This window comes from Nocardia paucivorans NBRC 100373, assembly GCF_000308675.1.
GTDB lineage: Bacteria > Actinomycetota > Actinomycetes > Mycobacteriales > Mycobacteriaceae > Nocardia > Nocardia paucivorans.
Window position 1 is genome coordinate 1 of the sequence record NZ_BAGE01000028.1, and the last position, 14232, is coordinate 14232.

General features: G+C 65.5%; 16 protein-coding genes. 11 read left to right on the forward strand and 5 right to left on the reverse strand.

The window, feature by feature from the left end; translation table 11 throughout:
• From ON32_RS05890 to ON32_RS05900, 3 genes are all read left to right on the forward strand, one after another.
• Positions 1-1685 (forward strand): NAD-glutamate dehydrogenase domain-containing protein (locus tag ON32_RS05890; RefSeq protein ID WP_040789384.1); only part of this gene is annotated, 1685 nt, incomplete at its 5' end.
• 89 nt (positions 1686-1774) lie between these two features.
• Entirely contained in the window at positions 1775-2167 is a 393-nt protein-coding gene (locus tag ON32_RS05895) for an acyl-CoA thioesterase (RefSeq protein ID WP_373284278.1), read from the forward strand.
• 25 nt (positions 2168-2192) lie between these two features.
• The gene (locus ON32_RS05900; RefSeq protein WP_040789388.1) at positions 2193-2861 is read left to right on the forward strand and encodes a DUF8185 domain-containing protein; all 669 of its coding nucleotides are present in this window, start codon (positions 2193-2195) and stop codon (positions 2859-2861) included.
• A 75-nt stretch (positions 2862-2936) separates the two neighbouring features.
• On the opposite strand, the gene ON32_RS05905 is transcribed toward ON32_RS05900, so the two are convergent.
• Positions 2937-3683, reverse strand: a complete 747-nt coding sequence (locus ON32_RS05905) for an HNH endonuclease (protein WP_245550831.1) — start codon at positions 3681-3683, stop codon at positions 2937-2939.
• A gap of 199 nt (positions 3684-3882) precedes the next feature.
• On the opposite strand from ON32_RS05905, the gene ON32_RS05910 reads away from it, so the two are divergent.
• From ON32_RS05910 to ON32_RS05920, 3 genes are read left to right on the forward strand one after another with little or no spacing between them, the layout of a single operon-like run.
• A complete protein-coding gene (locus ON32_RS05910; RefSeq protein ID WP_040789390.1) occupies positions 3883-4287 on the forward strand; it encodes a globin in 405 nt (134 codons plus the stop codon).
• 45 nt (positions 4288-4332) lie between these two features.
• Positions 4333-4623 carry an aa3-type cytochrome oxidase subunit CtaJ gene (gene ctaJ, locus ON32_RS05915; protein WP_040789392.1) on the forward strand — a complete coding sequence of 97 codons (291 nt, stop codon included), beginning with the start codon at positions 4333-4335 and terminating at the stop codon, positions 4621-4623.
• Positions 4610-5068, forward strand: a complete 459-nt coding sequence (locus ON32_RS05920; protein ID WP_051132912.1) for a DUF5130 domain-containing protein — start codon at positions 4610-4612, stop codon at positions 5066-5068. The genes ctaJ and ON32_RS05920 overlap by 14 nt, the downstream gene beginning before the upstream one ends.
• Before the next feature lie 267 nt (positions 5069-5335).
• Here ON32_RS05920 and pepN read toward each other — a convergent pair whose 3' ends face one another.
• The gene (pepN, locus tag ON32_RS05925; RefSeq protein ID WP_040789396.1) at positions 5336-7909 is read right to left on the reverse strand and encodes an aminopeptidase N; all 2574 of its coding nucleotides are present in this window, start codon (positions 7907-7909) and stop codon (positions 5336-5338) included.
• Between the two features lie 119 nt (positions 7910-8028).
• On the opposite strand from pepN, the gene ON32_RS05930 reads away from it, so the two are divergent.
• The gene (locus tag ON32_RS05930) at positions 8029-8853 is read left to right on the forward strand and encodes a phosphoribosylaminoimidazolesuccinocarboxamide synthase (RefSeq protein WP_040789397.1); all 825 of its coding nucleotides are present in this window, start codon (positions 8029-8031) and stop codon (positions 8851-8853) included.
• 14 nt (positions 8854-8867) lie between these two features.
• Here ON32_RS05930 and ON32_RS29535 read toward each other — a convergent pair whose 3' ends face one another.
• From ON32_RS29535 to ON32_RS05940, 3 genes are all read right to left on the reverse strand, one after another.
• Complete coding sequence (locus ON32_RS29535; RefSeq protein WP_157224089.1) at positions 8868-9017, reverse strand: hypothetical protein; 150 nt, start codon at positions 9015-9017, stop codon at positions 8868-8870.
• 35 nt (positions 9018-9052) lie between these two features.
• On the reverse strand, positions 9053-9895 hold the full coding sequence (locus tag ON32_RS05935; protein WP_157224090.1) for a hypothetical protein: 843 nt from the start codon (positions 9893-9895) through the stop codon (positions 9053-9055).
• 682 nt (positions 9896-10577) lie between these two features.
• The gene (locus ON32_RS05940) at positions 10578-11663 is read right to left on the reverse strand and encodes a hypothetical protein (RefSeq protein WP_157224091.1); all 1086 of its coding nucleotides are present in this window, start codon (positions 11661-11663) and stop codon (positions 10578-10580) included.
• Between the two features lie 278 nt (positions 11664-11941).
• Between ON32_RS05940 and ON32_RS05945 the strand changes: the two genes are divergently transcribed.
• The 4 genes from ON32_RS05945 (at position 11942) to ON32_RS05950 (ending at position 14229) form a co-directional block, all read left to right on the forward strand.
• A complete protein-coding gene (locus ON32_RS05945; protein WP_051132913.1) occupies positions 11942-12580 on the forward strand; it encodes an MspA family porin in 639 nt (212 codons plus the stop codon).
• Between the two features lie 5 nt (positions 12581-12585).
• The gene (locus ON32_RS28720) at positions 12586-12930 is read left to right on the forward strand and encodes a hypothetical protein (protein ID WP_157224092.1); all 345 of its coding nucleotides are present in this window, start codon (positions 12586-12588) and stop codon (positions 12928-12930) included.
• 250 nt (positions 12931-13180) lie between these two features.
• Positions 13181-13357 (forward strand): antitoxin, encoded by a 177-nt coding sequence (locus tag ON32_RS28725; protein WP_157224093.1) that lies wholly within the window; start codon positions 13181-13183, stop codon positions 13355-13357.
• A gap of 71 nt (positions 13358-13428) precedes the next feature.
• The gene (locus ON32_RS05950; RefSeq protein WP_040789441.1) at positions 13429-14229 is read left to right on the forward strand and encodes a CPBP family intramembrane glutamic endopeptidase; all 801 of its coding nucleotides are present in this window, start codon (positions 13429-13431) and stop codon (positions 14227-14229) included.
• Positions 14230-14232 lie beyond the last annotated feature (3 nt).

Here is a 14232-nt window from a genome sequence, read left to right on the forward strand (position 1 = left end):
TGAAGGCGGTGCCGATAAGCCCGGAGGCCAGGGCCGCGCTCGGTCTGGCCGATGATGTGACCTCGCTGGCCCCACCGGAACTCATTCGCGCAATCCTGCTCGCGCCGGTGGATCTGTTGTGGAACGGCGGTATCGGTACCTATATCAAGGCCAGTACCGAGACCAATGCCGATGTGGGGGACAAGTCCAACGACGCGGTGCGGGTGGATGCGAACCGGTTGCGGGTCAAGGTGATCGGTGAGGGCGGCAACCTCGGGGTCACGGCATTGGGGCGGATCGAGTTCTGCCGCCACGGTGGCAAGATGAACACCGACGCCCTGGACAATTCGGCGGGTGTGGACTGCTCCGACCACGAGGTCAATATCAAGGTTTTGCTGGACGGCGTGGTGAAATCCGGGCTGTTGCCGGAATCCGAACGCAATCCGCTGCTGGCCTCGATGACCGACACCGTGGCGGATATGGTGCTGCAGGACAATGTGTCCCAGAACTTCCTCATGGGCATTTCCCGCGCCGAGGCACCGCGAATGCTCAATGTGCACCGCCGGTTGATCGCGGAATTGGAATCCCGTGGCCTGGACCGGGAATTGGAAGCATTGCCCACGGACGCGGAGATCAAACGCCGTATGGAGGAGGGCACTGCGCTCACTTCACCGGAGTTGGCGAATCTGCTGGCGCACGTGAAACTCACCCTGAAGTCCGAACTGCTCGCCACCGATCTGCCCGACAGCGCCTATTTCTCGGCGCGCCTGCCCGAGTATTTCCCGCCGCCGCTGCGCAGCCGATTCGGCGCCGCAATCAAGAAACACCGGTTGCGCCGGGAAATCGTCACCACCATGATCGCCAACGAACTGGTAGACTACGGCGGGATCACCTACAGCTTCCGGCTGAGCGAGGAGGTCGGCGCCACGGCCACCGATACGGTGCGGGCCTTCACCGCCGCCACCGAGATATTCGGCCTGCACGATATCTGGGCCCGTATTCGCAGCGCCGACGCCTCGACCGCCGTACGGGACCGACTGGAATTGGAAACCAAACGCACCCTCGACCGGGCCTCGCGCTGGCTGCTCACCAATCGCCCGCAGCCGATCGCCGTCGGCGCCGAGGTCAATCGGTACAGCCGGGGCGTGCGGGAGCTGGCGCCGAAGGTGCCCGGTTGGTTGCGCGGGCACCATATCGCCTCCCTCACCGAGCGGGCCGCCGAAGTGGTCGCGCAAGGCGCCCCGCTCGACCTGGCGACCGAGGTGTTCGGGCTGCTGAACATGTTCCCCCTGCTCGATGTGATCGATATCGCGGACATCACCGATCGCTCCGGCGACGAGGTGGGGTCGCTGTACTATGCGCTGAACGAACACCTGCGGATAGATTGGCTGCTCGAGGCCGTGAGCCATCTGGAACGTGGTGACCGCTGGCATGCGTTGGCGCGGCTCGCGCTGCGCGACGATATGTACAGCTCGCTACGTTCGCTCACCCTCGATGTGCTCACCGGCGGTGATCCGGAGGAGACAGCCGACGAGAAAATTGCATACTGGGAATCCAAGAATCAGTCACGACTCGGGCGGGCCAGAGCCGCGCTGTCGGAGTTGTTCGAGTCCGGGGCCCACGATCTCGCCACGTTGTCGGTTGCAGCGCGGCAGGTGCGCAGCATGGTGAGCGGGGTGGGCGCCCAATCGGAGGTACCACGGTGACGAATGCCGTTTCGCGCAACGGTAACGCGACGGACCGCGTTCGCGGCGACGCCGGGGCGGTTCTTGCCCCTCGGCGTTTCCACACCCCGGTGGCCATCAGGTGGTCCGATATGGACGCCTTCCAGCACGTCAACCACGCGCGAATGGTGACCTTGCTGGAGGAGGCTCGGATTCCGTGGCTGTTCGAGGAGGGACGTCCCACAGCCGCGCTGCGCAACGGCTGTGTTCTCGCCGACCTGCACGTCCGTTACCGCGGCCAGCTGCGGCACGAGGACACCCCGCTCGATGTCGCCATGTGGATCGAGCAATTGCGGGCGGTGGATTTCACCGTCGCCTACGAGGTGCGCGCGGCGGGTGCGGCACCGGATTCGCCGCCGGCCGTGCTGGCTTCCACCCAGCTCGCCGCCTTCGATATCCAGACCCAGCGCCTGCGCCGGCTCACCGATGCGGAACGCGAATATCTGGCGCAGTGGAAATTCTGAACGCCGCCGGGGTGATGGTCCGGCCGTGAACCTCGATCAGCGGGTGCTGTATGTCGAGGACCCGGCCGAACGCGAGAATCTCGCCACCTTCCTCACCCGGGCCGTGCGCCTGGACCCGGCGGCGGTGGTGCGGCTGCGCCGGCGCGGGGACCGATATGTGGCGGCCTGGGTAGCCACCGGTTTCGAGGCCTTGGCAACCCGCACCGTGGTCGCCGAACTGGGCGTCGACGATGTCACGGTCGGCGCCGACACCGTGTTGAGCGGGTTGGGCACGACGGACCCCATCGACCTCGGATACTCGCTGGACTCCGCCTGGCGGGGCGCATTACCCCCGGACACCGGTTTCGGACATGTCGACGACGTTCCGGCGCGAACCCTGGTGGAGCTCGCCGAACGCGGGGTCGGTCTGGCCAGGGCACACGGGTCCGGCCACGGTCCCCCCGCCTCCCTGCTGGATCAAACCGTCCTGACCGTCTCGGAGGAACGGACACAGGTCCAAGTGCCCATGCGGGTGGTGTTCGCCCTCACCGCCATGGACTTCATCCCGCACTCGGGCGAGAAGGCAGACCCCCGGCGTATCCCCGCCTCGGAGATCGTTCGCGTGCGCGCCACCAATACCTGGCTGCGCCTGGACGCCCGCTACGGTTCGATTGCCCGCCGTCGCACCGGCTCCCTACCACTGACCCCTCGATAGCCCTACCGGTTCGCCCGTGACGATCTCGGTCGCCTCCAGTTCATACCCGACTGTGCCGGTGTCGCCGGGAGCAGCTCAGGCCGCGCCCTCCCCCAGATACTGCAACCACACCGGGTCGAGTTCGTTGACCGTCGACAGCAACCGCCAGTGCGGGCCCTTCGGCGACACCAGCTGGGTGCGCAGGGTCCAGCCCAGTTCACTGAGCAGTTTGTCGGCCTTGCGGTGGTTACAGGGGGCGCAGCTGGCGACACAGTTCTCCCAGCTGTGTTCACCGCCACGGCTGCGCGGTATGACGTGATCGATGGTTTCGGCCTTGCCGCCGCAGTAGCCGCACCGGTAGCGGTCGCGCTGCATGAGCGCGGCGCGGGTCATGGGGACGCGGGCCCGGTAGGGGACACGCACATAGGTGCGCAATCGGATCACGGAGGGGATGGCGACGGCGCCGCCGGCCGAGTGCAGGACCGGTCCGGTGGGGTCGTGATGGATGGCGTCGGCCTTATCGCAGACGAGCAGGACAATGGCGCGGCGCGCGGTCAATGCGGTGAGTGGTTCGTAGGTGGCGTTCAGCAACAGCACCCGGCGTTTGAGCCAGTTGGTGCCGGTGACCGGTGCGGCGGACCGGGTGGACGTGGGAGTGGAGGACGTGGGAGTGGAGTCGGAATCGACGGAACGAGCGGAGTCCCCGGCATGCCGGGAACCGGAATGGTGATCGGACAACAGCTGCAACGGAGGAGCCCCCGACCCACGAGCGTGGACGTCGGCGGGCTTCAGTTGTCGATGAGCTCTCGCCTCCTGTGGTCGGGCGCCGTTCCGGTGCTTCATGTCGACCCCAATTCCTGCTTTTCAAGATCATGTGGTATCGCAATCCGGATACTGCAAACCAGTTGACCATGGAACAGGCCGTCGCGCACGACTATTTTGCACAAAGATCGGTTAACTGTGGCTGAAGCGCGACGGGTGCGGACGGGCACAATGGAGTGCGGGGGCGCACGCGGGGGTGAATCGGTGAATCGAGAGGTGTATGAGTTCGGGCGAGCAGACAGCGACATCGTTCTACGAGGCCGTCGGGGGCGCGGAGACGTTCCGACGGATCGTCTCCGCGTTCTACCGTGAGGTGGCCGCCGACGAGATCCTGCGCCCGATGTATCCGGAGGAGGATCTGGGTCCGGCCGAGCGGCGGCTGCGGATGTTCCTCGAACAGTATTGGGGTGGTCCGCGCACCTATTCCGACGAGCGCGGCCACCCGCGGCTGCGGATGCGGCACATGCCGTTCGAGGTGGGGCCGGTGCAGCGGGACGCCTGGTTGCGCTGTATGCGCATCGCCGTCGCCGAGATCGAACCGGAGATCCTCGACGACGCCCACCGCCGCCAACTGCTCGACTATCTCGAAATGGCGGCGAATTCCCTGGTCAACACCGCATGGTGACCACCTCGTGATCAACTACTACACACCATCGTCTACCGTTGATTCGTGAGCATTCTCGAGACAGTGGCGGTTTTCGCCGGTATCCCGCTGGGGATCTACCTCATAATCGCCGGCTTGTCGTTTCTCGGTAAGCCGTTGCCCGGCGAGAAGCCGGTCCACTACGACCTGAGTAAGCCGTGGACCTCGGAGCCCGTGCTGTGGAGTGCCACCGACGAGGTGACCGGGCTCGGCCACTACGACGTGAGCGAATCGTCGCATGGTGAGCATGCGGCGTTCGAAGCCCTTGAATCGAACCGGAAAGAGCTGATCGGAGGCCGGGCAAGTGGCAGGTTCTAAATGGCCGGCGGTGATCGAGTCGGAGTTGCCTCGCGGCTACGCGCTCACCAGCAGCGGACGTGTCTCGGGCGTGCACGAGGCCGGTGATGTGTTCAAGGAAGCCCCGTTCAGCAATAACGAACGGTTGGCCGTGGACAATGTTCTCACCGAGGTGACCCGCGCCACCAAGATTCGGTTCAACATCTACATCGGCGACCTCGGTGAGGATCCGGCCGCCGCGGTGGACGCGCTGTTCCCGACCACCCCGGAGGCGGCGCGCTCGGTGCTCATCGCTGTCTCCCCCAACGACCGGGCCGTGGAGGTTCGCTCCGGTAAGGATGTCGCCGACCGCGCCAACGACCGGGTCTGCCAGCTGGGTGTGACCGCGGCGCTGAGCTCGATCCGCCAGGGCGACCTCATCGACGGCCTGATCTCCGCTCTGCGGGTCATGGCCGCCGCCGTGTAGGACTTGTACAGGCTGTGTCGAATTACGCCGGCTCCGCCGGCACGGGGTTGCGGCCCTGATGGGTCTCGCGTGTGCGCGTCCGGAACTCGCGCCTTCGAGCGCATGCGCCTCGGACGTGCCCACGCGAGACGGGCCGCAACCCTTTGCGGTTCCGTGGCCCCGGATCTTCGTTCCCGGGTGAACTCGCAGATACGAGGTCACCTACATGGAGGCGGGGAAATCACCGGGTAGGGGACCGCTGCGAATGCGCGAACGGCCCCCTATGGGTCAGGAGGCGTCGAAGGCGCGGGCGCGCAGCGACCGCTCGATACCGGCCTTACCCTCGCTGACCAGACGGCGCAGCGCCGGCGGGTGATCCTGGGCGAGGAATTCGTCGGCCTTGGCGACGGCCTCCTCGCTGATCGCCCATGCCGGGTAGAGCCCGACGACCACTGTCTGCGCCACTTCGCTGGAGCGGCGCTCCCACACATCGGGGATCTCGGCGAAGTATCGGTCCACATACGGCATCAGCAGGTCCTGCTGCCCGGCCGGCGCGAAACCGCCGACAATCGAGCGAGCGGTGATGTTGGGCACCGAATCGTCGCCCATCACCGTGGACCACGCCATCTCCTTCACCGCGGCGATCGGGCGGGCGGTGGCCGCCGCAGCAGCCTGACGCCGGCCCGCCGCCGTCGGATCCTTGCTCAGTTCGGCGTCGATGGTCGGGGTGTCCGGGCCGTCGGCGTCGATCTCCCCGGACGCCGCCAGTGCGGTGACCAGTCGCCAGCGCAGATCGGTGTCCACCACCAGACCCGGCAGGCCGACCCGGGCCGGGTCGCCGTCCAGGAGTTCGCGCAGCACCTCCGTGTGCCAGGCGGAGAGCTTGGCGCCGGTGAGGGCATTGACGAAGGCCAACTGATGGTCGGAGCCGGGTTCGGCCTCCCGGGCCAGTTCCAACAGTCGGTTCGCGAAGTCCGTCCAACCGGTGGCGTCGGCCCAGGTGGGGTCGGCATAGCTGCGCAGCGCGGTATTGGCCTGCATGAGCAGCCGCTGCACCACGCCGATCTCCGTTTCGGCGCCGATCCCGCGCTGCACCAGCGCCACGAAATCCCGGGCCCGCAGCTCGGCCTGCCGGGTCATCTCCCAGGCCGCCGACCAGGCCAGGGTGCGTGGCAGCGGTTCGGCGATATCGGCGATGCGGTTGATGAGCACGTCGAGCGAATCGGGGTCCAGCCGCACCGAGCAGTAGGTGAGGTCGTCATCGTTGATCAGCACGAACTTTCCGCGCGGGATACCGACCAGGTCCGGCACCTCGGTGCGTTCGGTGGCGTCCAGGTCCAGTTCCACCCGATGGGTGCGGACCAGGGCGCCGTCACGGTCGTCGTAGACGCCGATGGCCAGCCGGTGTACCCGGCGCTCCCCGGCGCCGGGGTCGGCGCCTTCCTGGATCACCGCGAAGGAGGTGAACCGGCCCTCGGCGTCGATGGTGAAATCCGGGCGCAGAATGTTCAGACCGGTGGTCTTGAGCCACTGCGCGCCCCAGGTGGACAGGTCCCGACCCGAGGACTTCTCCAGGGCGGACAGCAGATCGTCGAAGGTGGCGTTACCGTACGCGTGCTCGGCGAAGTACTCGCGCAGACCGGCCAGGAACGGCTCCAATCCCACATAGGCCACCAGCTGTTTGAGCACACTCGCGCCCTTGGCGTAGGTGATGCCGTCGAAGTTGACCTCCACCGCCGCCAGATCGGGGATATCAGCGGCGATCGGGTGGGTGGACGGCAGCTGGTCCTGTCGGTACGCCCACGACTTCTCCACATTGGCGAAGGTGGTCCACGCATTGGTGTACTCGGTGGCCTCTGCCTGACACAGCACCGAGGCGAAGGTGGCGAACGACTCGTTCAACCACAGGTCGTCCCACCACTTCATGGTGACCAGATCGCCGAACCACATATGCGCCATCTCGTGCAGCACGGTTTCGGCGCGTCGCTCATAGGAGGCCCGGGTGACCTTGGACCGGAAGACATAGTCCTCCAGGAAGGTTACCGCGCCCGCGTTCTCCATGGCGCCGGCATTGAACTCGGGGACGAACAGCTGGTCGTATTTGCCGAACACGTACGGCATGCCGAAGTTGCGGTGATAGAACCCGAAACCCTGTTTGGTCTCGGTGAACAGCCGCTCGGCGTCCATGTACTCGGCCAGTGAGGCCCGGCAGTAGAGGCCGAGCGGGATGCTGCCGTGCTCGTCGGTGTAGGTATCGGTCCATTCGGCGTACGGGCCGGCGATGAGCGCCACCAGATAGGTGCTCATCCGCGGGGTGGTCGCGAACCGGTGCCGGCCGGAATCCCCGCCGGGGATCGGGGCGCCGTTGGAGATGACCTTCCAATCGGCGGGGGCGGTGACCTCCATATCGAAGGTGGCCTTGAGGTCCGGCTGGTCGAAGCAGGCGAACATGCGTTTGGCATCGGCCGTCTCGAACTGCGAATACAGATACACCGCATCGTCGGTGGGGTCGACGAACCGGTGTAGACCCTCCCCGGTGTGCGAGTACTCGCAGTCGGCCTCCACCACCAGTTCATTGGTTTCGGCCAGTCCGGTCAGGGTGATGCCGGTGGATTCGTCGTAGTCGGAGACGTCGATCGGGGTGCCGTTGAGCACCGCCGACCGCACCGAGCGGGCGACGATATCGACGAATGTGCTCGCCCCCGGCTTCGCGGTGAAGGTGACCGTGCTGCGGGAGAAAAACGTCTGCTCGCCCGGTGCGCCCGCTCCGTCGGTCAGGTCGAGTTCGATGCGGTAGTTGTCGACCGAGACGATCTCGGCGCGCTCGATCGCCTGGTCGCGGGTGAGATTCGGTGCGGACATCGGACTCCTTGGAATCGGGGAAACGACACGGGTAACAAGGGACACACTGCCACGCCGGTAGGGTGGCCCGCGCGGGCAATATGCCTACGGGAAACCCTATCGATGATCGGAGCCGCGACGTGAAGCATGTGCATGCCGGAAAGGTGCGCGACCTGTATGCCGACGGCGACACTCTTCTGATTGTCGCCTCCGACCGGGTGTCGGTCTACGACGTGTCCCTGCCCACCCCTGTCCCGGACAAGGGCGCGCTGCTCACCCAATTGTCGGCCTGGTGGTTCGACTACTTCGCCGATATCCCCAACCACGTGCTGTCGGCCACCGACGTCCCCGCGGAGTTCGCCGGTCGCGCCCTGCGGGTGAAACCGCTGAAGATGGTGCTGGTGGAGTGCATCGCGCGCGGCTACCTGGTGGGGTCGGGACTGAAGGAATACCAGCGCACCGGGTCGGTGTGCGGGGTGAAGCTGCCGCCGGGGCTGCGGGAGGGCGACAAACTGCCCGAACCGATCTTCACGCCCACCACCAAGGTCTCCGACACCGGCCACGACGAGCCCATGACCTTCGACGACGTGGTGAACCAGGAGGGGCGGGAGGTCGCCGAGAAACTGCGTGATCTCACCCTCGACATCTACACCCGCGGTGCCGCGCACGCTGCGCAACGCGGGGTGATCGTGGCCGACACCAAGGTGGAGTTCGGCTGGGACGGGGATGCGCTCACCCTCGGCGACGAGGTGCTCACCTCCGACTCGTCGCGGTTCTGGCCGGCCGACGAATGGGAGCCGGGCCGCCCGCAGCGCTCGTTCGACAAACAGTTCGTCCGCGACTGGGCCACCTCCACCGGTTGGGACAAGGAGCCGCCCGGGCCGGAAATCCCCGCCGATATCGTCGAGGCCACCCGCCGCAAGTACATCGAGGCCTACGAACGGATCACCGGCCGCACCTGGTGATCCGTTCGGGCGGTTCATCCCATATTCGGCCACTCGACGCGGGGTACGAGTCGTCCGGCCTCCACAAGGTGCTGTTCGGCCTGGCGGCGCGGTGGACAGATCGCGCTCCAGCAGTCGATATGGGTGCGCATCGCCAGGTGCGCGGTCGCGAGATCCATCACCATGAGCGATGACCTGTCGATGCTCGGTTCGATAGCGCCTACGGTGTTCCGGCGATGGGTGGATAATCCGGGGGCATCGGAGCGGAGCCGGTGTCGTCGGAGCTCGATAGGCCCGAGTTCTCTCCATCGGGGGGGATGTTCTCTCCCATGGGGGGAATGGCGCCCGGGGCCGGGATGCCGTCCGAACGGCCCGGGTTTTCCGGTGGCGGTACTGCCCCCTTCTCCGGCGGTACCGCCTTCTCCTTCTCCCCACGGTCCGGGTTCGGCGAGGGCGGCGGTGCCTCCTTCTCCTCCTCCGACGGTCCGTGGGATTGGGCGTAGTTCTCGTCCCAATGTTTTTCGAGTTCGGACCGGTAGTGCTCGTACCCGCGTTCGTTCAATGTGTCCGCCAAGAACTGGCGGCTTTCGTCGCGAGTCAGTCCTCCGGCGCGCTCCAGCTCGTAGGCCTTGATGGTCGAATCGCTGATATGGCCGATATCGGGACCGCCGCGGTCCAGGATTTCCTGGCGTACCCGGGCGGTGACCAGCCCGCTTTCGGCTTCGCCGAGGAGACGCATACGCATATTCCGTTCAAGCCAGTCGGGGTACCTCTCACCGGGGGTCGGCGGATCGATAATCGCATGGAACGCATCGGGGTATGCGTGGCCCACCTCGTGCGCCAGGATGGCGGTGGCCCACAATGGATCACCCTTGACATCGTTGTCGATGACGATCTTCTTGGCAGCGCCGAAGGTGTAACCGAGCGAGTCGATTTCGCCGTAGCCGATCTGCCACCCCTCGGCCTTCAGCTTCTTCAACTGTTCGCGGAGGAAGGGGGACATATCGGCATAGCGCAGCACGGTTTCGTCGAGTTCGGATTCGATCGGGGGGCTTGTATCCACCGGGGGCTCGGCCTCGTCCGAGTCGAAGTACTCGTGCTTCAAGTCCGTCAGCGCAAAAACTCCCAACACTGTCGCCCCTCCCAGTGATGCCCACAGAAGTTTGTCCCCGAACGTAGGGTCGCTCGATAGGTGATGATTCGCGCCGTTACGAATGTTGAGAGCAAAGCGGTTATAGGTCGCGGCAGTGCGCTTCGGGACGCGACCCGAACGCTCGACCCCGTCCTTGAGCTTCTTGACGACCGGGCCGAGGGGGCCTTTGGGGGCAATGGGTGTCATATCCGGCCTTCCGCCCGATTTCGATCACAACCGATAATCTCACCGGTGTGACGATTCGAAATAGAGGATTGTGACCATCGTGGTACGACCATCGATACACGGACCTTGGAAGCCGGACCACGAGGACACGGTGGCATCCTTCGATGTCGAGTTCTCCATGGGCCACTCCGGGTCGGCTGCTGCATGAGGGCTGTTCGACGGTCGATTGCATGACATCCGGATACTCCTTGCGGGATTCCAGGAGTCCGATGAAGTACTACGGTGCCGTCGTGGGGGCGTGCTGACGGCGATAGCGTTTCTCGTTTCGACCGCCGGGCGGGCCGCGAAACACGCAATCGATCATCGTGTGAGAGGGCCACGGCTCGACCGCGAGCGGTGACCTGCCCGATGCCCGGTTCGTCAGGGCCTACGGTGTTTCGGGGGTGGGTGGCTTGTAGGTGGCGGGTGGTCCATCAGGGGGGGCAGAGCCGACGTAGCCGCCCACCATACCCGTGCTTTTTCCATCGGGAGGAACGACGACCGGGTTGCTGTCCGAATGGCCCGGTGGTGCCGGGAGTGGCGGCTTCTCGTTCTTTTGCTCCGATGGTCCGTGTGACTGGGCATAGTGCTCGTCCCAGATTTTTTCGAGGCGGCTCAGGTAAAATTCATGCGGTCTGGTACTCATTACATCTGCCAGCGCGGCGCGGGCTTTGTCGTGGGAAAGTTTTCCCGTACGCTGCTGCTCGTACAGGTACTCGGTCGTCTTGTCGAGACCTTTGATATCGGGACCGCCGTGGTCCATGACCTCCTGCCGCACCCGGGCATTGATGAGTTCACTCTCGGCTTCGGCGAGGTAACGCATACGCATATTCCGTTCGAGCCAGGCAGAGTATTCCTCGCCGGGAGTCGGGGGATCGATAATCGCGCGGAACGCACCGGAATACGCATGCCCCACTTCATGTGCCAAGGTGGCGGTGGCCTGTAACGGATCCCCCTTCAGGTCGTTATCGATAACGATCTGTTTGGTGCTGTATCGGGTCAGGCCGTTGAGGGCGGCCGGTTTGTCGTCCACAGCGCCGGCGGCATCGGCGTCGCCGTAGCCGATCTGCCATCCCTCGGCCTTCAGCTTCTTCAACTGTTCGCGGAGGAAGGGGGACATATCGGCATAGCGCAGCACGGTTTCGTCGAGTTCGGATTCGATCGGGAGGCTTTCGGGCGCCGGGGGCTTGCTCTCCGCCGGGGGCTCGGTCTCGTCCGAGTCGAAGTACTCGTGCGCCAAGTGCCCCAACGTCATGGCTCCTGTGGCTGCCGCGGCTCCCGCCACCATCCATCGAAGTTTGTCCGCGGAATCGATCTTGCTCGCCTGCAGCCGGTTCGCTCCGCGACGAAGGTCGGAGGCAAAGCTGTTATAGGTCGCGGAGGTGCGTTTCGGGACTTTACTCAAACGCTGGACCCCGTTTCTGAGCTTCGCGACGACCGGTCCGAGGGGACCCCTGGGAACAGTGGGCGTCATATCGGCCTCTCTTCCGATATTCGATCACGGCAACGATCTCACATCCCCGACGATTCGCAGCAGGAGACCGCGGCCACCTCGGCAGGACCACCGATATTCGGAGCGGGCGTGGATTCCGGGGCCGGACCACGACGGCGGGGCATTCGTCGGTGCCGTGCTCGCCACGAATCACTTCGGACCGGCGGTCCCATGATCGATCGAATCGGTTTCGAGAGGGGGCTGTTCGACGGCCGATTGCATGACATCCTGGATACTCCTTGTGAAGTTCTAGGAGTCCGATGAAGTACTACGGTGCCGTCGCGGGGTGTGTGCTGGCGGCAGCAGCGTTTCTCGTTCCGACCGCCGGCCCGGCCACTGCCGATGCGATGGCGGACAAATCCCGGTCCACGACCACCGATGACGGCTGGGTATTACGGGTCACCAAGACCGCGGAAACCTTCGACCGGGTGCCGAATCTGGCTGCCACACCGTTCACGCACGAAGGGTTCGTCAGTCTGAAAGCGGTGGCCGATATCACCGGGAAGGGGAAAAACCCGGTGAACGCGGCTAGTGTGACCTACGGGTATCAAATCGGTTGCCAGGTGGATGTTTCCAATGGTCTCACGATGGGGCTGTCGGCGGCGATCGGTCCGAATGTGGGGATCACGGTGCTGCCGGCCCCGGGTGTCAGCATCGGTGGGAGCGCATTGGCGCTCCCGAGTCTTTCGTTCACCCCGAAACCGGGAACCATCACCACGATCCCGTTCGGCACCAAAGACCTCGAGGGACCGCATGGTTCGGTGACGGCGGAGCAGGTGCAGATCAAGGTCGATGCCTGCGCGGGGCCGGTCAGTTTGCGTTCGTATGCGATCGCGTCGATGTCGACATCCACCGCGGACAATTCGGTCGCCGTCTACGGTGATCCGATCTGGTGGTGATGACGATGCGACGTAGGTCGGCCGCCGTGGTCCCGGTATTGGGACTGCTGCTCGTCACCGGAATCGCATGCGCGACCGCCCACGCGGAGCAGACCACACCACTGCCATGCGATGCCGCACGGATCGATCCGGGGAGACCGTGTGGCGGCTCGGCGCCGAGCGCCCCGCCCGGTGGGAAGCCGCCGGGCGCTCAGCAGGCGCTGCCCTTGCCCCTGCAAATGCTGGCTCCATCCCAGCGAGGGGGTGGTGGTGGCGCGCATTCTTCCGGTCCCGCGGCGACAGCGCTGACACCGCCGCCGGCAGGCCGGACGAACCCGGCGGGACCCATCGTTCCCGTACCGGGCGACTGATGGGGCTTGAACCTGGCGAGGCATTGTGTCGGCAGCGTCCTGTGGCAGGTCCGGGAAGCGCCGGCCGGACGACCTCGGACGCGATCCGGGCGCCAACGAAACTCAAAGGCTCTGTCCGCCATGTGGATCGGGTTGACAGCGGCTGCTTTCGGTACCTTGCCCGGCTCGGCGAAACGCGATGACCGTTGTGGTCATGGTTTGCCGCTTGCCGCGAATCGGCTGAGTATCGTTATCGCCGTAGCGGGTCGAAGTGAGGTGCGCACCATGGGTTTTCAACGGGCCGGCGAACGAAGTGCCCACCCTCGCGGGTCGGAACATGGACAAGGTCGATCCGCTGATCGAGAAGGTCGGCAACTACGCCCCGCAGGTCGACGAGGCACAGGACGCCGCCCGCAAGCGTTACGCGACCAACAGAAATAGGTGGTGAGGTTGGCCCGATGGGATGAGTTCCGGACTCGGGTGGTCTCGAGCATCCCGGGTAAAGGTCGGGTGGCGATTATGGTCGTGGGTTTCGCCGCCGTGATGCTGGTATCGAATTCCATTGCTTCGGCAGTCCGCAACCCCGTACTCGCCCTCATTGTGGGGCCCGCACTGGCGTGCGCGGTGGCCTGGCTGTATCTGTGGGCCGGCCGCCGCGTCGAGCGCCGTCACGTCGTCGAGCTCCCTCGTCGCGGCGGCGGGCCGCACCTCGTGGTCGGTGCGGTGTGCGGATCGGGTCTCGCCGCGGTGGTGATGGGCGTCCTCGCCCTCTCCGGCGTGTATCGAATAAACGGGTGGGGATCGGCTTCCGGCGCCCTCGCGGTGGTCGGTTCCATGTGCACCGTCGCCGTCGCGGAGGAAGTGTTCTTCCGCGGTATCGTCTTCCGGCTCCTCCAGGGTCGTTGGGGTGCCACGGTCGCGCTCGTCGTATCCGCCCTGATCTTCGGTCTCGTGCATCTGATCAATCCCGATGCATCGTTGTGGGGGGCGATTGCCATCGCCGTCGAGGCGGGTCTGTTGCTCGGTGCCGTCTACCTCGCGACCGGCTCGCTGTGGGCGGCCATCGGTCTGCACTTCGGCTGGAACGTCGCCACGGTGGCGCTCTTCGGTACCGTGGCCTCCGGGAGTGAGGCACGCGAATCCCTGTTCGCCGCGGTCACGACCGGGCCCGATTGGCTGTCGGGGGGAGGTTTCGGACCGGAGGCGAGCATTGTCTCGGTCTTGGTCTGCTCGGCGGCGACCGTGCTGCTGTTGTACCTCGGACATCGGCGCGGCCTGCCGGCGCCGCGGCGCAACTCCGGAATCGGCTCGGATCGGTAGTTC